We start from the raw sequence: 17,181 nt of genomic DNA on the forward strand, positions 1-17,181 counted from the left end.
AATGGCAGCTTCTCTCCAAATCGCAGGCATCCGCAAAGTTTTCGGCAAAGGCGACAAAGCCGTTGAAGTCCTCAAAAAGATCGAAATCGACGTCGCCCCAGGCGAATTCCTGATCCTGGTCGGACCCTCCGGCTGCGGCAAGTCCACCTTGCTCAACATCATTGCCGGGCTTGAAGAGCCGTCCGAAGGCGAACTGCGCATTGCCGGCAAAAACGTGGTGGGCGTAGCCCCCGCGCAGCGCGACATTGCCATGGTGTTCCAGAGCTACGCGCTCTATCCCACCATGAGCGTGGCCGACAACATCGGCTTCGCCCTGGAAATGCGCAAGGTGCCCGTGGAGGAGCGCAAAAAGCGGATCGCCGAAGTAGCGGCCATGCTGCAAATCGAACACCTGCTGGACCGCCGCCCCGCGCAGCTGTCCGGTGGCCAGCGCCAGCGTGTGGCCATGGGCCGCGCTTTGGCACGCGACCCCCAGCTCTTCTTGTTTGACGAGCCGCTGTCCAACCTGGACGCCAAGCTCCGCGTGGAAATGCGCGCCGAAATCAAGCGCTTGCACCAGGTCTCTGGCATCACCAGCGTCTATGTGACGCACGACCAGATCGAGGCCATGACCCTGGGCAGCCGCATTGCGGTGATGAAGGACGGCATCCTGCAACAAATCGGCACACCCGACGACATCTACAACCGCCCGGCCAACACCTATGTGGCCACCTTTATCGGTTCGCCCACCATGAACCTGATCAAAGGCCATGTGGAAGTGCCCGGTGCCCAAGGCCGCTTCAGCTTCAATGGCAGCAGCCTGGACTTGGCTACTCCTGCTAAGGGTGACGCCACCTTGGGCGTGCGTCCGGAGCACATTGAGCTGGTGGCTGATGCCTCCTGGCGCGGTGAAGTGATGGTGGTGGAGCCTACCGGTGCGGATACCTATGTGGTGGTGAAGACTGCGGCCGGCGACGTGACCGTGCGCACTGCGCCCAGCGCCCAGTGGAAGGCGGGTGACCAGGTCGGTTTGCGCGTCAGCCCCGCGAATACCAACTGGTTTAACACTGCGACGGGTGTGCGTTTGGACGTGTAATTCCGAAGCCTGAAAACTAAAGCGCCGGGCTGTCCGCTGGGATAGCCCGGCGCTTTTTTATTTCTTCAAAAGACTGATTGCTGACTTTCGCTGTGCTCAAAAGGAGTCGTTAACGTTTGACATGAAAGGCGGCGCGAGGGCGCAGCCCTTTTGACGTCCTCTCGATGGAGGGGTTGGGCTGCACTTGGAGCCTAGGCAGGAGTCTCATGCTCGTAGTAGACGTCAAGAGATCGGGGGCTCTGCGCAAATAGTTCCTCTGCAACGCGCGAAATTGCACTTACCAAGTGTTCCTTGCTTGCACCTTTGATCCGGAGGCAAGCGAGACGTCCGTCGCACCAATCAATGAATTGACCCTGTTCGAACTCAACGAGCAACGAAGCCAGTCGGTTTTCGGGAGGCTCCCGGTCTGTATATGCAAAGTCGAAGTAAGGATCTGACTGACCAAACAACGGATAGATATGAACCCAAAAATCTCCTCCCGGGAATCGCAACTCAACATGTCTGTATCGCCAAGCCTCTGACGAGATCATAAGTTCCACGGCATCGAAGACGGTTCGGCATTCAGGGAGGTGGATCATTGAACTTATGCCTGCTCGGCAAGCTAGTCTCCAGGGGACGTCATTACTGCTTTTGTGCAGCCTAACGAATAATGTACGGACGGGTCAACGAAGCGTATCAGACTAAAACCGGCTGCTAGATGACCGTTCTCGGCCAGAAACGCAGGCGTCTACAGACTGACTGAAGACATTTGGTGCGTTCCAAAGCAGTCGTTAACGTTTGAACTCACCTGACTGCGCAGCTTGTCGGGTAGTCCGGTGGAATGAGTTAGAAATCGTACTCATCAAAGCCCTCTACGCCGAGATCTTCAAGAACTACAAAATGCCATGGCATTGGGTCATCAAGGGGGATTTCCAGTAAAGCACTAGTGGTTGCAACTTCATCAATATGCTCTTGGTGAAATCGTCGCTCCCACGCCCTGGTCGGAACCACAAAGGTGGTTTCCGATGGCTCAAGCGCTAATGAGTCAGTTTGAATTCGCCACTCGCGCTCCCAAGTGTGATCGACATTTCTGTGGGGTTCATAACGAACATGTCGGAACTTTTGAGCATCCGACAATAGATCGTATTCGTCGTGAGCTTGATAGATGACTGGGCGTCCGCCTTTTTGAAAGAGCCATGACTTGCTCACTATCACACCAAACGGTGAATAGCGCATTCCATTCTCGGGAGGAGCTGCAAGAGCTTGCGTCAAAACACCTAATGGAGCTTCGCTAAAGCAAACGCAGTTGACGCCACCACGTATGTATCCATTTGACCCAATCAATGCTCTCTCGCGAACAATAGATTGAAAATTTAGTGCTGCCTCTTGAGGAGAAGTACCTCGCGTTAGATGGACAAGCCGATTTGAAAGGTCGCCACGGATCATTGAATTTCTACCGTAATTGATACCGCAAAGCACTGCGGGATAGAGTGGGATTGTGATCTATCAAAAATGGCATTTTTCATATCCAGCTTGAGGAGTCCGATCTCATAAAAATACCGACAAACCTCGCAGACTGTCAGCTCTAATGTTTTGATGAATCAGCTAGGCCCTGAACATCCCCATTCGGGTGAATTTGTGAATGTCGGCTTCCGCCGCAAAGCAGCCCCCATCACCCCTGCAGCGGCAACTGCAAACTAATCGTCAGCCCATGCGGCAGCGTGGTCCGCGCCGTGGCCGTGCCGCGGTGCCGCTTGGCTATTTCGGCCACGATGGAGAGGCCTAGGCCGCAGCCGCCAGGCAGTTCACTGGCGCGCCAGAAGCGTTCAAAGACGCGTTCCAGGTGCTCGGCAGACAGGCCCGGGCCGGTGTCTTCCACTTCCAGGATGCAGTGGCCGTCGCGCACCTCAGTGCGCAGGGTCACGTTGCTACCTTTTCCCGCGTAGCGCAGGGCGTTGTCGATCAGGTTGCTCAGCACCTCGCGCAGCAGCAGTTTGTCCCCAGGCACCTGCACGGAGTCTTCGCCTTCGTAGCCCAAGTCCACCCCGGCGGCCACGGCGCGCGGTGTCCATTCGCGGGCGACTTCGCGGGCCAGTGCCGCCACGTCGACAGGGTGGAGGGTGACCTCGGCTTCGGTGCGTGCCAGGGATAGCAGCTGGTGCACCAGATGGGCGCTGCGCTGGGCGCCGGTGTGCACCTTGGCCAGGCGCTGTTGCAGGGCTTCGGGGTCTTTTTCTTGCATGGCCAGCTCGGTCTGGCTGATCAGGCCGGCCAGCGGCGTGCGCAGCTGGTGGGCGGCGTCATTGAGAAAGCGCTTTTCCTGGCTCAGGCTGCGGCGCAGCGTGGTGAGCAGCTGGTTCAGCGCGTTGGCCAGCGAGTGCACCTCTTCCGGCGCCTGTGTCATCTCGATGGGGGAGAGCGAAGCCGTGGTGCGGTGGGCCAGTTGGGCCTCCAGCCGCTCTAGCGGCGCCAGGCCGCGGCGTATGCCTTCATACACCAGCACGCTGAGCACGGCGCCCAAAATCAGCAGCGGGAACAGCACGTCACGCACCAGCTCACGCGCAATGCGCTGCTGCACCACCAGGCTCTTGGCTACCTGCACGCGCATGCGTTGGTCGGTGAAGCCGTCGCCAAAACTCAGGTCCATGGAGGCCACACGCATGGGCTTGCCGTCCAGCACCACTTCGTAGAGCAGCGGTTCGTTGCTGGGCACATGCAGGTCTGGCGTCATGCCGGGGATCTTGGTGTTGCCCAACAAAAAACTGCCGGGGGGGGATGACACCATGTAGGCGACACGGTCCTCAGGGTCCTGCTCGATGATGTCGCGCGCGGCGCGCGGAAAGTCCACCAGCAGGCCCGATCCCATGGGCTTGACCTGGCGCGCCAGCGAGCGCACCGATTGCGTCAGCGACTGGTCAATCGTCTTCTCGGCATAGGTCAGTGCCACGCGAAAGGCCAGCACCCCGCCCATGAGCCACAGCACCAGCTGGGGCAGCAGCAGCCACACCAGCAGTTGCCGCTTGAGCGAGAAGCGGGCCGGAACGTTCATGCGTTTTCGGTTTCCAGCATGTAGCCTAGCCCGCGTACGTTGCGGATGTTGAGGCCGCTGTCGTTGAGCTTGCGGCGCAGGCGGTGCACATACACCTCCAGCGCGTTGGAGCCCACCGCGGCACCGTCTTGTGGCTGGGTCTGCCATACCGCCAGCACATCCTCGCGGCCCACGACTTGGCCCATGTTGTTGACCAAGAGCGAGAGCAGGGACCACTCACGCTGGGTCAGGTCCATAGGCTCCTCACCCAGCCAAGCCAGGGGGCGCACCGGGTCCAGGCGCAGGTTTTTGCTGGAGCTGCTTTGCACCTCCAGGGAGCCGCCAAAGGCCGGCAGGCGCGAGCGGCGCAGCATGGCCTGCAGACGCGCCAGCAGCTCGGCCATGTTGAAGGGTTTGGTGAGGTAGTCGTCGGCGCCGGCATTCAGCCCTTGCACGCGGTCGTCCACCCCGTCGCGCGCGGTGAGGATGAGCACGGGCAGGGCCGACAGGCGCAGGCGTATCCACTCCAGCACCTGGATGCCATCCACCACGGGCAAGCCCAGGTCCAGCACCACACCGTCAAAGCGGGTGCCCTCCAGCAGGCTCTGGGCCTGCGCGCCGTCGCTGGCGCTGCTCACGCTGTGGCCCGCATGGACCAGCTGCGCGCACAGGCCGTCGCGCAGCAATTCGTCGTCTTCAACAATCAGTAAATGGGCCATGGGCTGAGCATACCAAGGCAGGCCTAGTCGGGCCGAGCGGAACAACCCTCAGGTTTAGGGCGTCTCGGTCAAGCTCGACGCAATGGCTTGCACCCGCGCTGTATGGATGAATTGACCAATTTTTGGGCCTGTAGCCCCCATGGATATTGCGTGAGCAGCTACGGTATCTGTAGCAACTTCCAGCGCCAGCTGCAACGCCTGCGCCAAACGGGCGGCTTGGGGGTAGGGCGTATTGCTCAGGCCCAGCCGGCCCTGGGCGTCGCACTGGCAGGCCAGCAAAGCTTGGGCAAAGCGCTGGGGTTTGCGCAAGGCGTCGCAGCGCTCCAGCAGGCGCAGCAGGGCGGCGGCGTTGAGCGTGCCACTGCGGTGGATGTTGCCGTGCTCGCGCGCCACCACTTCGGCCAGCTCGGCACAGTCGGTGGGCACGCGCAGGCGCTGCACCACGGTCTTGAGCAGGCGCACGCTGCGCTCCTCGTGGCCAATGTGGCGCGGCAGCACGTCGGCGGGTGTGGTGCCCTTGCCCAGATCGTGGCCCAGGCAGGCAAAGCGCACGGCCAGCGGCGCACCCAGCTGGGCAGCGCGGTCCAGCACCAGCATCACGTGCAGGCCCGTGTCCACCTCGGGGTGGTGCTCGGGGCTTTGGGGCACGCCCCAGAGGCGGTCCAGTTCGGGTAGCAGGCGTGCCAGCGCACCGCAGCTGCGCAGCACCGCAAACATGCGTGATGGCTGGGCTTCCATCAGGCCCTTGGCCAGCTCCTGCCACACGCGTTCGGGCACCAAGTGGTCCACTTCGCCCTCGGCCACCATGGTCTGCATCAAGGCCAGGGTTTCGGGCGCCACGGTGAAGTCAGTGAAGCGCGCAGCAAAGCGCGCCAGCCGCAGGATGCGCACCGGGTCTTCGCGGAAGGCGGGCGTCACATGGCGCAGCACGCGCTGGGTGATGTCGGCCCGGCCGCCGTAAGGGTCGACCACAGAATTTGCATCAAATGGACCTGTAGCCCCCGTGATATCTGCGCGAGCAGCTATGGAATTGATAGTAAGGTCGCGCCGGGCCAGATCCTCCTCCAGTGTCACGCCGGGCTCGGCATGCACGGCAAAGCCGCGGTAGCCGGGGGCGGTCTTGCGCTCGGTGCGTGCCAGCGCGTATTCCTCCTGCGTGTGGGGGTGTAGAAACACCGGGAAGTCGCGCCCCACGGCCACAAAGCCCGCGTCGAGCATGGCCTGCGGTGTGGCGCCCACCACCACCCAGTCGCGGTCCTGCACGGGCAGGCCTAGCAGGGCGTCGCGCACGGCACCACCCACCAGGTAGGTCTGGCCGGGAATGGACGGGGGAGTTGGGGTGGCAGGCATGGGGCCAAGGGGGCGCGGGGTCAGCGCTTCAGGCGGTAGGGCTCTTCAAAGTCCAGAAAGTCTTTCTCATTCAAGGCGTCGTTCACCCAGGCTTGCACGCCGGGCAGGGCCAGCACGTGGGCCACATAGGCCGCAGCCTTGGGGGGCAGCGGCAAGCCGTAGGTCTTGAGTCGGGTGCAGACCGGGGCGAAGTAGGCATCTGCCACGCTGAAGTTGCCAAACAGCAAGGGGCCGCCGTGCTGGTCCAGCAGGCTTTCCCACATGGCGACCAGGCGGGCGACGTCGGCCCGCACGGCCGGTTTGTCGCGCCAGATCAGGGCGCCGGTGGCGGCCAGGTCGGCCTCGATGTTCATCGGGCAGTTGCCGCGCAGGGCGGTGAAGCCAGAGTGCATTTCGGCGCAGATGCTGCGGGCCCTGGCACGCGCGGCCTTGTCATGTGGCCACAGCGGCGTGCCGGAAAACTGCTCGGCCACGTACTCGGCGATCGCCAGGGTATCCCACACCGCCAGGTCGCCGTCCACCAGCAGCGGCACTTTGCCGGTGGGGGTCAGCGGGCCCAGCGTGGCTTTGAACTGGGAGCTGCTGTCAAACGAGTCGAAGCGGACCATCACCTCTTCAAAGTCGATGCCCGCTTGCTTGAGCAGCACCCAGGGGCGCATGGACCAGGAGGAGTAGTTTTTGTTGCCGATATAGAGCTTGAGCATGGCGCACCTGTACGTGGAAGGGCTTTCATCCTACTGCTTGACGGCCTGCCCATTGATGACAAAGGCAGGCCGCATTGATGCATGCCGCACGCCGAGCACGGCGCACGGGCTCAGGGTAGTTCCAGCCCGGCCTCTGGTGTGCTGGCGTCGCGTGGGCCCACCGTGCCCAGGCGAGCCTTGAGCGACTGGGGCTGGCCGCTGATCAGTGCGGCATACAGCGTGGTGTTGGCCAGCACTTTTTTCACATAGTCGCGGGTTTCGGTAAACGGCACGTTTTCGGCCCAAATGGCGGCTTCCAGGGTGGGGCTGCCCGCCTGGCCACGCCAGATCCGGGGGCGGCCCGGGCCGGCGTTGTACGCTGCCGCCGCCATGGGCATGGAGCCGTTGAAGCTGTCGAGCACCAGCTTGAGGTAACCAGTGCCAATGGCAATGTTGGTGTCGCGGTCGGTGATCTGGTGGGCCTGGAAGTCGGTCAGGCCGATCTTTTTGGCAGTCCAGCGTGCAGTGGCGGGCATGACCTGCATGAGGCCGGCTGCGCCCACCACGGATTTGGCGTCCATGATGAAACGGCTTTCCTGGCGGATCAGGCCGTACACATAGGCTGGCTCCAGGCCAATGGTCTGGGTACGCGCCAACACCGCAGCCTTGAAAGGCATGGGGAAACGTTGCTCCATGTCCACCACACCTTTGGTGCGTTCGCTGGTGTTGATGCAACGGTCCCACACTTCGGCCTTGCAGGCCAGGTCGGCCGCAGCCAGCAGGCTGCGGTCGTCCATGCCACCCCGGGTGTGCAGGTTGGTGGTGTAGTTCCACTCGCGTACGCCCTCGGTACGCAGGCCGATTTGCATGGCGTACAAGGCACGCATGAGGCCAGGGGTGGTGCGGGCGTGGTCTTTTTCTTCGGGCGTCAGCGGCAGGGGTTTGGCTGGGGCGATCACTTTGTGGCCCAAGTCTTCCAGAGCCAACATTTCATAAAAGCCCTTGATACCTGCAATGCTCTCCAGCGCACGGGTGGCCTCAGCGCGGGCCGCGTCGGTGCTGGCACGGGCCAGCTGGGCGCGGGCGCGCCAGTAGACCCAGGTGGGGTCGTTGCGCGTGGCCTCGGGCATGGCGGCGATGGCGTCTTGCACCATAGCCCAGCGGCCCGCACGCAGGGCGGCGCGGGCCGCCCAGACCAGGTGGTCTTCGTGCATGTGCTGGAACTGGCCCTTGGCGAAGTAGCCCACGGCGTCGTCCGACAGTTTTTGGGCGGCCCGTTTGCCGATCACGCCCCAGATCCAGCTACGCTCTTCTTGCGTGAGCTGTGCTTTCCAGCGCAGTTTGTCCACTTCTGTCGCGGCCTCCGCCGGCTCCTGGTAGGCCAGGCGGATGAGTGCCAGCGACACCAGTTCGCGGGTCTGCGGACGCAGCGCGGTGAGCTTGTCGTTGAGGTACTTGCCGGGGTTCTGGGCAATGGTGTTGACCGTCTTGGCCCAATCCGCATCCAGCAGGCCCACGGCCTGGGTGGCGATGCGTAGGCGGTCGTTTTCCATGCCCAGGCGGGCGCGTAGCCAAGCCGTGTGGGAGGTGAGTTTTTTGTCTTTGAGCAGTTGGGCCGCGGCACCGGCACAGGCTTCGTCGGTGTCTTTGAGGGCCAGCCATGTCTCCTGCACAGCATTGGCCACATCGGTGCCTTGGGTGCTGTAGTCCGCCTGCAGGCTGTAACACCGGATGGCGCGGTCGTCGTTCATGCGGTAGGACGGCAGTTCGCGCTGGAAACCGGCCCAATCGCCGCGGCGGCCCAAAACCTGCAGCCACTCGGCACGCAGGCGGTCTTCTTGGTAGGTGCCGCTGTAGCGGTTTAGGAAATCCTGGATCTCTGCGTTGCTGGCATCGTCCAGCCGGGCCGACATGTCCCAATAGGCCGCCCACGGCTCTAGCAGGTGGTTGCGCGCCTGGGGCAGCAAGGCCGCCAAGCGCTTGCGGTCCCGCTGTTTGTAGGCTTGCGCCATGTCGAGGATGGTGTCGTCGGAGCGGGCGGAATCGCGCACCACGTCGCGCCCTTGGGCTTTTGCCGGAGCGGCAACAGAGGACACCGCGAACCCCGCGAGGGCCAAGGATGTCAGAATGGCTGAAAACTGCATGTGGGGATTATGGACAACTCGGACGAAAGCAAAGCCGCGCAAAAGAAAGCCCTTCGCAAGGCACTCCTTGAACAACGCCTGAACCTGCCTGACCGCCTACAACGCGCGGAACTTCTGCAGCGCGTGATGCGCATTTGGCTGGTGGGGCGCACGGATGCGGTGATTGGCGCTTACTGGCCGATCAAGGGCGAATTTGACCCCTTGCCTGCCTTGCACCGCTGGAAGGAAGACGGCGAACTGATCGACCAGCCGCAGCCGCGCCGCATTGGTCTGCCGGTGGTCAACCGCGAACACAAAACGATGACCTTCCATGCCTGGTACCCCGGCTGCCCGATGGAGGAGGACGCTTACGGCATCCCCAAGCCCAAGGACACCGAACTGATCGTTCCGACGCTGCTGTTTGTGCCCTGCGTGGGCTACGGCCCGGGTGGCTACCGCCTGGGCTACGGCGGCGGCTTTTACGACCGCATGCTGGGTAGCCTGAGTCCCAGGCCCTTCACCGTCGGGCTGGGATTTGGCACCGGATTCGTAGATGACCTGGAGCCCGAGCCGCACGACGTGCCCCTGGACGCCATCCTCAACGACCACGGGGTGGTGTGGCCGGTGTAGTTTTCCGCTTGGGGGCTGCTTTCTTTGGTGCCGGTTTTCGTGCCTGCAAAGCCGCTTCCAGTGCCAGCCGGGCCCAGGGCAGCATCAAGGCGGGTGATTCCATGGCCTCGGCCGGGGCGCTGTAGTAATTCATGCTTTTGGGTTGGCCTTGCACCGGGTAGGTGAAGCGGGCGCAGCCTTCAGCTTCAAAACGGTGGCGGCTCTCGTCGCTGGCCTTGAGCCAAAGGGTGTCGCCCTCGCCCAGATTGGCCAATATGGCAATCGTCATGCCGTCCACACTGATGCCCCAGCCACCAAACATGCGCCTGGCCACACAGGGGCCTGCGCTTTGCAGCAGTTCGCAGCTGTAGTCGGCAAAACTTTGGTCGATAGACATGGAGGGTATCAGGGGCGCATGAGGGCGAGAACGTCGCCTTCATAGCCTTTGAGCGTCTCTTGCAGGCGCTGGCGTTGGCTGATAGACGTGCGGTTGTGAAACGCCGCAATCGCTTCGCAGGCCTGGCTGCGCACGCGGTCGGTGTACTGGCGAAACGCGGGGTCGGGCGACTGCAGGCTGCGGGCCACCAGGGCGCGCACTTCGGCCTGGGTGTGGATTTCGGTGGGGTTGCCAGTACGCAGGGCCCGCAAAGTCTGCAGTGTGTCCTGCTGGCGGCGCAGCACCTCGCGGTACTGCAAGCTGGCGTCAAATGCTGAGGCCTCTAACTGGGCTTGCAGCTGCTTGCGTTGTGCCTCGGTGATGCGGCCGTAAAAGCCCTCGGCGCGTTCCACCAGCTTTTTCAGGCGGCGTTCCGCGCGATCCTCGGGGCTGCCATCCATCCACTCTTCCCGCCACTCGCGGTTGCGCTTGTCCAGCGCGCGGGCCAGGTGCTCCAGCTGGGCGGCACTGAGCGTGGGGCCCAAGGCCACGGCGGTGGGAGCCGCACGGTCTAGCGTGGCCTGGATGCGCTCTTCTACATACTGGCTGAGCTGGCACACCTGGGCGGCTGTGACTTCCTGGGGCGCTGCGGCCTGCAGGTTCTTGAGGGTGGTGGCCAGCGGGGGCAGCTCTTCCTTGCGGTGCCAGTCTTGCAGGGCATACAGGTCGTTGCGCAGGCGGGTGGACTGGGCGCCATCGAAGTCAAAATAGCCGTCCAGCCACCAATAGGCCAAGTCTGGGGCGTTGTTGTAGCCCAGGCGTACCGCGTTGCAGCCGCTCAGGCTCAGCAGGCCCATGAGCAGCCCGATAATGGCGCACCAACGGCCCGCGCTGGCCCACCAGCGTTGCGGGCCCACCCATTCATCAGAAATTTGCGCGAGGGCATGCACGTGACGTCTAGTTTTCAGGTTCAAGGGGCTTTGGGCCAGCGGCCGGTAGTGGACGTGGTCATTATGGCGGCGGGCAAAGGCACGCGCATGAAGAGCAAAACCCCCAAGGTCTTGCACGCCCTGGCCGGGCGTCCCTTGCTGGGGCACGTGCTGGAGACTGCGGCCCAGTTGCTGGCCCGCAAGGTGGTGGTCATTACCGGCCACGGTGCTATAGAAGTAGAAGCAGCTTGCGCAGAATCCACGGGGGGCAGGGTCGAATTTGACCTGAATTTTGTGCGCCAAGAGCCGCAGCTGGGCACGGGCCACGCAGTGCAACAGGCCGTACCGGCGCTGGCCGATGACGGCGTGGTGGTGGTGCTGTCGGGCGATGTGCCACTGACCCAGGCCGACACGCTGTACCACCTCATTGCCGCTTGCGGTGGTGACAAGCTGGCGCTGCTGACGCTAGAACAGCGCGACCCCACGGGCTACGGCCGTATCGTGCGCGCGGGCGATGTGGTGCAGGCCATCGTGGAGCACAAGGACGCGTCGGATGTGCAGCGCCAGATCACCGAGATCTACAGCGGCATCATGGCCGTGCCCGCGGCAGCGCTCAAGCGCTGGCTGGCGCGGCTGGACAACCAGAATGCGCAAAAAGAGTACTACCTGACCGACATCGTGAAGTTTGCGGTGGCGGACGGCGTGGGTGTGGTGGCGCACAAGATTGACGACGCGGTGCAGGTGGCCGGTGTCAACAGCCCGGTGCAACTGGCCGAGCTGGAGCGTGCCTACCAGGTGCGCCAGGCCCACCGCCTGATGGAAGAGGGCGTGCGCCTGGCCGACCCAGCACGCATTGATGTGCGCGGCGATCTGCTCTGCGCGCACGATGTGAGCATCGATGTGAATTGCGTGTTTGAAGGCATGGTCAATCTGGGCGAAGGCGTGTCCATCGGTGCGCACTGCGTGATTGCGAACGCCGTGATCGAGGCGGGTGCCGTCATCCACCCGTTCACCCATATCGACGGCGAGAAGCTCGGAGTGACCGTCGGCGCGGGGGCGCTGATTGGCCCGTTTGCCCGCCTGCGCCCCGGTGCCAAGCTGGGTGCGGAGGTGCACATTGGCAACTTCGTGGAAGTGAAAAACTCCACGCTGGCCCAAGGCGCCAAGGCCAACCACCTGGCCTATCTGGGCGACGCTACCGTGGGCGAGCGCGTGAACTATGGTGCGGGCAGCATTACCGCCAACTACGACGGCGCCAACAAGCACCGCACGGTGATTGAGGCCGATGTGCATGTGGGAAGCAACTGCGTGCTGGTGGCGCCTGTCACCATCGGTGCCGGTGGCACCGTGGGCGGCGGCTCCACCATCACCAAGAACACCGAGCCTGGTGCCCTGAGTGTGGCACGCGGTAAGCAGGTCAGCATTGCCAACTGGGCGCGGCCTGCCAAGAAACCCAAAGCCTGATCGCTGGCCCCATGTCCGACCCGCACACACGTATCGCCGAACTCGAGGCGGAACTCGCCGCAGTGCGTCGCGAGCTGCAGGAATTTACCTCCGCGGTGTCGCACGATTTGCGTGCGCCGCTGCGCCATATCGTGTCCTTTGCCCAGTTGGTCGAGGAAGACGCGGGGCCGCAGTTGTCTGCCGAGGTACAAGGGTTCTTGAGCACGATTACCGGCTCTGCCAAACACCTGGGCGCCATGCTGGATGGTTTGCGCGAGCTGTCACGTGTGGGCAGTTTGGTGCTTGCGCCTGTTCCTGTGGACCTGCGCGCTCTGGTGCAAGAAGTGGTCCTGGAAGTTGCGCACCAACACGCGCCACGCCAGTTGGTACTGGACGTTGACGTGCCGGACGCCGTCGTGGTGGTGGATGCGGCCTTGCTGTGTGTGGTACTGCGTGCCGTGTTCGATAACGCCTGGAAATTTACCTCCCGTGTGCCCGAGGCAGAGGCCCTCGTGGTGGTGCGTGCATGGCAGGCCGCTGGGCGGTTGGTGCTGGAGGTGCAGGACAACGGGGCAGGTTTTGTGTCGGCACACCCAGAGCAAGCCCTGCGCATGTTTGGTCGCCTGCATGCGGTCAACGCATTCCCGGGCCTTGGCGTGGGCTTGGCTTTGGCGGCCAAGGCCGCGCAGCGCATGGGGGCGGCCTTGCAGTTGGCGCCCGCCCAGCCTGTGGGCTGTATGGTGACCCTGTCTTTGCCCTTGGCCGCACCTTAAGCGCGCAGGCTCGCTGCACGCAAAAAAGCCCGGACATGCCGGGCTTTGCGGGGTGCTTAGGTCACTGCAGGGCAGCAGCGGCTGTGCTTACCACTTCTTGACTTTGTCCAATTCAGCAAAGGCGTCTGGAGCAGATTTGCCTTGGGTTTCCGCAGCGGGCTTGGCGGCGGCCTTGGGGGCAGCAGCGGCTGCCACTTGTTGGCCGGTCTTGGCGTCTGTGGCTTGGTCGGCAGCCATGGCGTGGCCGGCGAAAACAGAAGTCAAAGCAAAAGCGATGGCAGCGATAGAAGTCTTGTTCATGATGAAGTTCCTTTCAATGTTTAGAAGAATCCGCTCTGGCGGGCATCACACCGTCTGAACAGCATCGATGGGGCGTTTAATTCATGCGTCTCGTCGATGGGATGAACTGTAAAATTTCTGATTAAGAAGATAAACGGTGCTCGCAGCACATGTATGTTTCTGTTTTGGCAATAATCGAGGCTTGATATCCCCGTAAAGTGCCCCCATGGACCGACTTCTCTCAATGCGTGTGTTTCAACGGGTGATCGACGAAGGGGGCTTTGCGGCTGCGGCTCGTGCTTTGGACATGTCGCCCGCGGTTGTGACGCGCCTGGTGGCTGACCTGGAAGAGCACCTGGGAACCCGGCTTTTGCACCGTTCCACGCGCCGCCTGTCGCTGAGCGAGGCGGGTGAATCCTACCTGGCACGCGTGCGGGCGATCCTGCAAGACATTGACGAGGCCGACGCCTTGGCGAACCTCCACACGCAGGAGTTGGCAGGTGAGCTGCATGTGCTGGCCACTCCGGTGCTGGCGACCTATGTTCTGGCACCGCTGGTGGCGGGGTTCCGGGCACAGTACCCCAAGATCGTGTTGCATGTGAATGTGGAGTCCTTTGTGGAGCCGCCCATCGACGGCCACGATGTCACCCTGTTCACCGCCGACGAGGCCTATGACGGCGATGTGGTGGCCCGGAAAATTGTGGCGACTGAGGCGGTGTTCGTGGCGTCGCCCGCGTACTTGCAACGCAAAGGTGTGCCGACGCGGCCAGAGGATCTGTCGGCCCACGACTGCCTGGGTATCAAAGGTGGCGCCTTGGGTGCACGGGTATGGCGTTTCAAGCACTCCGACAACTTGCAGAGCTTTGTGGATGTGCCTGTGACGCCTGTGGTCTGGTCCAACCACATTGAAACCTTGATTCGTGCGACCCTGGATGGCGCTGGTATAGCTCCTACGACGGTGGAATTGGTGGCGCCGTTTCTGGCCAGCGGCGAGCTGGTGCGGGTTATTCCGCCGTGGATCGCAGGGCAGCTGTTCTTGTACGCAGCGTTGCCCAGCCGCCAGTTTTTGCCGCGACGTACCCGCGTGTTTTTGGACTACCTGTCGGAGCAAACGCGCTTGCAACTCGCCAGCGCCATGGACGCCTGTGGCGCGGGCTGTGGTGGGCCGGTATTAGCCCAGCGCTAGTTCTGCCCCGAACTTGCTGCGCTTGATGCTGAAGAAGCTCTTCACATTGCGCACATTGGCGTCGGCCGTAAACAGGCGTTGGGTGAGTGCCTGGTAGCTGGGCATGTCTCGGGTGTGCACCACCAGGCAAAAGTCCGGGCCGGGCGACACGCGGTAACACTGCTGCACCGCTGTTTCGTCGGCCACGCGGGTTTCAAAGCGTTCCAGTGCTTCGGCATCCTGCCGGTCCAGCGTGATTTCCACCATCGCCGTCAGCCCGTGGCCCAACGTGGCGGCCAGGCGCTCGGGGTTGAGCAAGGTGATTTGTTTTTCGATCAAGCCCGCGTCGCGCAAGCGTTTGACGCGCCGCAGGCACGTGGGTGGTGTGGTGTGGGCCAGCTCGGCCAGCGCTTGGTTGCTCAGGCTGGCGTCGCGTTGCAACGCTGCCAGCAATTGCAAGTCCACGGCATCGAGTGTGATTGATTCCATTGGAGGTTTATAAATGGAATAAAAATCCATTTCAATGGATTGTTGAAATAAAAATCCAAAAAAAGCAAAAAAATAATCGGATATTTCTTATTGTTCTGCCTACGATGCAGCCCATTCACTGAATTGGAGGCTGTTTATGTGTGGCATCGTCGGCGCGGTATCGACCCGCAACATTGTTCCTGTGCTGGTGCAAGGCCTGGAGCGCTTGGAGTATCGGGGTTATGACTCCTGCGGCGTGGCGGTCTATGCGCAAGACGGCCAGCCAGGCCTGCGCCGAGCGCGCAGCACCTCGCGGGTCTCGGAGTTGGTGGAACAGGTGGCCTCGGGTCAGGTGCAAGGCACCCTGGGCATTGCCCACACCCGCTGGGCCACCCACGGTGCGCCCGTGGTGCACAACGCCCACCCCCACTTCAGCCACGGTACAGGAGCGGATGCCGACAGCAAGCCCGGCCGTGTGGCGCTGGTGCACAACGGCATTATCGAAAACCACGACGAGTTGCGCGCCGCCCTCAAGGCCAAAGGGTATGTGTTCCACAGCCAGACCGACACCGAAGTCATCGCCCACCTGATCGACAGCCTGTACGACGGCGACCTGTTTGAAGCGGTAAAGGCCACCGTGCTGCAACTGCATGGCGCCTACGCGATTGCCGTATTCTGCAAGGACGAACCGCACCGTTTGATCGGTGCACGCGCCGGTTCGCCGCTGATTTTGGGTGTTGGCAAAGATGGGCAAGAGCACTTCCTGGCCAGCGACGCCATGGCTCTGGCCGGTGTGACGGACCAGATCGTCTACCTGGAGGAGGGCGATGTGGTGGATATGCAGCTGAGCAAATACTGGCTTATCGACAAGGCCCACAAGGCCGTAGCCCCGGCCCAGCGCCCAGTGAAAACCGTGCACGCGCACAGCGGCGCGGCCGAGCTGGGCCCCTATCGCCACTACATGCAGAAGGAAATCTTCGAGCAGCCGCGCGCCATTGCTGACACGCTGGAAGGTGTGGAGGGCATCGTGCCCGAGCTGTTTGACCAGCAGGGCAATCATGCACCCGGCGCCAATGCGGCACGCGTGTTCAAGCAGATCGACAACGTGCTGATCCTGGCTTGCGGCACCAGCTACTACAGCGGTTGCGCGGCCAAGTACTGGATCGAGAGCATTGCCAAGGTGCCTTGCCAGGTGGAGGTGGCCAGTGAGTACCGCTACCGCGAGTCGGTGCCCAATCCCAAGACCTTGGTCGTCACCATCACGCAAAGTGGCGAAACCGCCGATACCCTGGCTGCGCTGCGCCACGCGCAGAGCTTGGGCATGCAGCACACGCTGACCATCTGCAACGTGGCCACCAGCGCCATGGTGCGAGAGTGCAGCCTGGCCTATGTGACGCGCGCGGGTGTGGAGATCGGCGTGGCGTCCACCAAAGCCTTTACCACCCAGCTGGCGGGCCTGTTTTTGCTGACCCTATGTCTGGCGCAAGCCAAGGGGCGTTTGACCGATGCCGACGAGGCGCGCCATCTCAAAGCCATGCGCCATTTGCCCGCAGCTTTGCAGGCGGTGCTGGCGCTGGAGCCGCAAATCATGGCCTGGGCCGATGATTTTGCGAAGAAAGAAAACGCGCTCTTCCTCGGGCGCGGCTTGCACTTTCCGATTGCGATGGAGGGTGCCTTGAAGCTCAAGGAAATTACCTACATCCATGCCGAAGCCTATGCCGCCGGTGAGCTCAAACACGGCCCGCTGGCGCTGGTGACCAGCGAGATGCCTGTTGTGACCGTGGCGCCCAACGATGCGCTGCTGGAAAAACTCAAGAGCAATATGCACGAGGTGCGCGCCCGTGGTGGGGTGCTTTACGTGCTGGCCGATGCCGACACCCGTATCGAGAGTGCTGAAGGCCTGCATGTGATCCGCATGCCCGAGCACTATGGCGAGCTGTCGCCCCTGTTGCATGTGGTGCCGCTGCAGCTGCTGGCCTACCACACGGCCTGCGCACGGGGCACGGACGTAGACAAGCCCCGCAACTTGGCCAAGAGTGTGACAGTGGAGTGATTTTTTTGGCCAAAAGTACCTTCGGTCCTTGTGGTTATTGCGCAAATAGCTATCGAATGCATAGCGCTTGGGTCGCTATTGGGTGACCTTGCGTAACACTCTGCAACAAGGTCGGCGGCGCGGAGTCGC

The 17,181-nt window shown here is 62.5% G+C and carries 16 protein-coding genes; 6 read left to right on the plus strand and 10 right to left on the minus strand.

From position 1 onward, the window contains the following. Window position 1: 1 nt before the first annotated feature. On the plus strand, window positions 2-1,075 hold the full coding sequence (locus CHU94_RS04670) for an ABC transporter ATP-binding protein (RefSeq protein WP_094477269.1): 1,074 nt from the start codon (window positions 2-4) through the stop codon (window positions 1,073-1,075). An 825-nt stretch (window positions 1,076-1,900) separates the two neighbouring features. Here CHU94_RS04670 and CHU94_RS04680 read toward each other — a convergent pair. The 6 genes from CHU94_RS04680 to CHU94_RS04705 all read right to left on the minus strand — a co-directional run bounded on the left by CHU94_RS04680 (window position 1,901) and on the right by CHU94_RS04705 (window position 8,978). Then, the gene (locus tag CHU94_RS04680) at window positions 1,901-2,500 is read right to left on the minus strand and encodes a hypothetical protein (RefSeq protein WP_141211381.1); all 600 of its coding nucleotides are present in this window, start codon (window positions 2,498-2,500) and stop codon (window positions 1,901-1,903) included. A gap of 226 nt (window positions 2,501-2,726) precedes the next feature. Next, on the minus strand, window positions 2,727-4,103 hold the full coding sequence (locus CHU94_RS04685) for a sensor histidine kinase (RefSeq protein ID WP_094477275.1): 1,377 nt from the start codon (window positions 4,101-4,103) through the stop codon (window positions 2,727-2,729). Beyond that, window positions 4,100-4,801 (minus strand): response regulator transcription factor, encoded by a 702-nt coding sequence (locus CHU94_RS04690; protein WP_094477277.1) that lies wholly within the window; start codon window positions 4,799-4,801, stop codon window positions 4,100-4,102. Before CHU94_RS04690 ends, CHU94_RS04685 begins: the two co-directional genes overlap by 4 nt. Before the next feature lie 54 nt (window positions 4,802-4,855). Beyond that, window positions 4,856-6,151 (minus strand): multifunctional CCA addition/repair protein, encoded by a 1,296-nt coding sequence (locus tag CHU94_RS04695; RefSeq protein ID WP_094477279.1) that lies wholly within the window; start codon window positions 6,149-6,151, stop codon window positions 4,856-4,858. A gap of 20 nt (window positions 6,152-6,171) precedes the next feature. Beyond that, window positions 6,172-6,855 carry a glutathione S-transferase family protein gene (locus CHU94_RS04700; RefSeq protein ID WP_094477282.1) on the minus strand — a complete coding sequence of 228 codons (684 nt, stop codon included), beginning with the start codon at window positions 6,853-6,855 and terminating at the stop codon, window positions 6,172-6,174. Between the two features lie 110 nt (window positions 6,856-6,965). Further along, window positions 6,966-8,978 (minus strand): lytic transglycosylase domain-containing protein, encoded by a 2,013-nt coding sequence (locus CHU94_RS04705; protein ID WP_094477284.1) that lies wholly within the window; start codon window positions 8,976-8,978, stop codon window positions 6,966-6,968. A 9-nt stretch (window positions 8,979-8,987) separates the two neighbouring features. Here CHU94_RS04705 and CHU94_RS04710 point away from each other — a divergent pair, with 9 nt between their 5' ends. Further along, complete coding sequence (locus CHU94_RS04710) at window positions 8,988-9,587, plus strand: 5-formyltetrahydrofolate cyclo-ligase (RefSeq protein ID WP_094477286.1); 600 nt, start codon at window positions 8,988-8,990, stop codon at window positions 9,585-9,587. Here the strand turns inward: CHU94_RS04710 and CHU94_RS04715 are convergent. Further along, window positions 9,556-9,963 carry a TfoX/Sxy family protein gene (locus CHU94_RS04715; RefSeq protein WP_094477288.1) on the minus strand — a complete coding sequence of 136 codons (408 nt, stop codon included), beginning with the start codon at window positions 9,961-9,963 and terminating at the stop codon, window positions 9,556-9,558. The two genes, CHU94_RS04710 and CHU94_RS04715, sit on opposite strands and share 32 nt — an antisense overlap. A gap of 8 nt (window positions 9,964-9,971) precedes the next feature. After that, window positions 9,972-10,892 (minus strand): DUF6279 family lipoprotein, encoded by a 921-nt coding sequence (locus CHU94_RS04720; protein ID WP_094477290.1) that lies wholly within the window; start codon window positions 10,890-10,892, stop codon window positions 9,972-9,974. Between CHU94_RS04720 and glmU the strand changes: the two genes are divergently transcribed. Then, on the plus strand, window positions 10,887-12,335 hold the full coding sequence (glmU, locus tag CHU94_RS04725; RefSeq protein WP_094477292.1) for a bifunctional UDP-N-acetylglucosamine diphosphorylase/glucosamine-1-phosphate N-acetyltransferase GlmU: 1,449 nt from the start codon (window positions 10,887-10,889) through the stop codon (window positions 12,333-12,335). The genes CHU94_RS04720 and glmU overlap by 6 nt on opposite strands. 11 nt (window positions 12,336-12,346) lie before the next feature. Continuing rightward, complete coding sequence (locus CHU94_RS04730; RefSeq protein ID WP_094477294.1) at window positions 12,347-13,087, plus strand: ATP-binding protein; 741 nt, start codon at window positions 12,347-12,349, stop codon at window positions 13,085-13,087. A gap of 87 nt (window positions 13,088-13,174) precedes the next feature. Here the strand turns inward: CHU94_RS04730 and CHU94_RS04735 are convergent, their stop codons facing one another. Next, window positions 13,175-13,387, minus strand: coding sequence for a hypothetical protein (locus tag CHU94_RS04735; protein ID WP_094477296.1), 213 nt, complete (start codon window positions 13,385-13,387; stop codon window positions 13,175-13,177). A gap of 205 nt (window positions 13,388-13,592) precedes the next feature. Between CHU94_RS04735 and CHU94_RS04740 the strand changes: the two genes are divergently transcribed. Continuing rightward, window positions 13,593-14,552, plus strand: a complete 960-nt coding sequence (locus tag CHU94_RS04740; protein ID WP_094477298.1) for a LysR family transcriptional regulator — start codon at window positions 13,593-13,595, stop codon at window positions 14,550-14,552. Here CHU94_RS04740 and CHU94_RS04745 read toward each other — a convergent pair. Then, entirely contained in the window at window positions 14,538-15,020 is a 483-nt protein-coding gene (locus CHU94_RS04745; protein WP_094477300.1) for an Lrp/AsnC family transcriptional regulator, read from the minus strand. The genes CHU94_RS04740 and CHU94_RS04745 overlap by 15 nt on opposite strands. A gap of 136 nt (window positions 15,021-15,156) precedes the next feature. Between CHU94_RS04745 and glmS the strand changes: the two genes are divergently transcribed. Next, window positions 15,157-17,052 carry a glutamine--fructose-6-phosphate transaminase (isomerizing) gene (gene glmS, locus CHU94_RS04750; RefSeq protein WP_094477302.1) on the plus strand — a complete coding sequence of 632 codons (1,896 nt, stop codon included), beginning with the start codon at window positions 15,157-15,159 and terminating at the stop codon, window positions 17,050-17,052. Window positions 17,053-17,181 lie beyond the last annotated feature (129 nt).

Source organism: Rhodoferax sp. TH121 (genome assembly GCF_002251855.1).
In the GTDB taxonomy this organism is placed as follows: domain Bacteria; phylum Pseudomonadota; class Gammaproteobacteria; order Burkholderiales; family Burkholderiaceae_C; genus Allorhodoferax.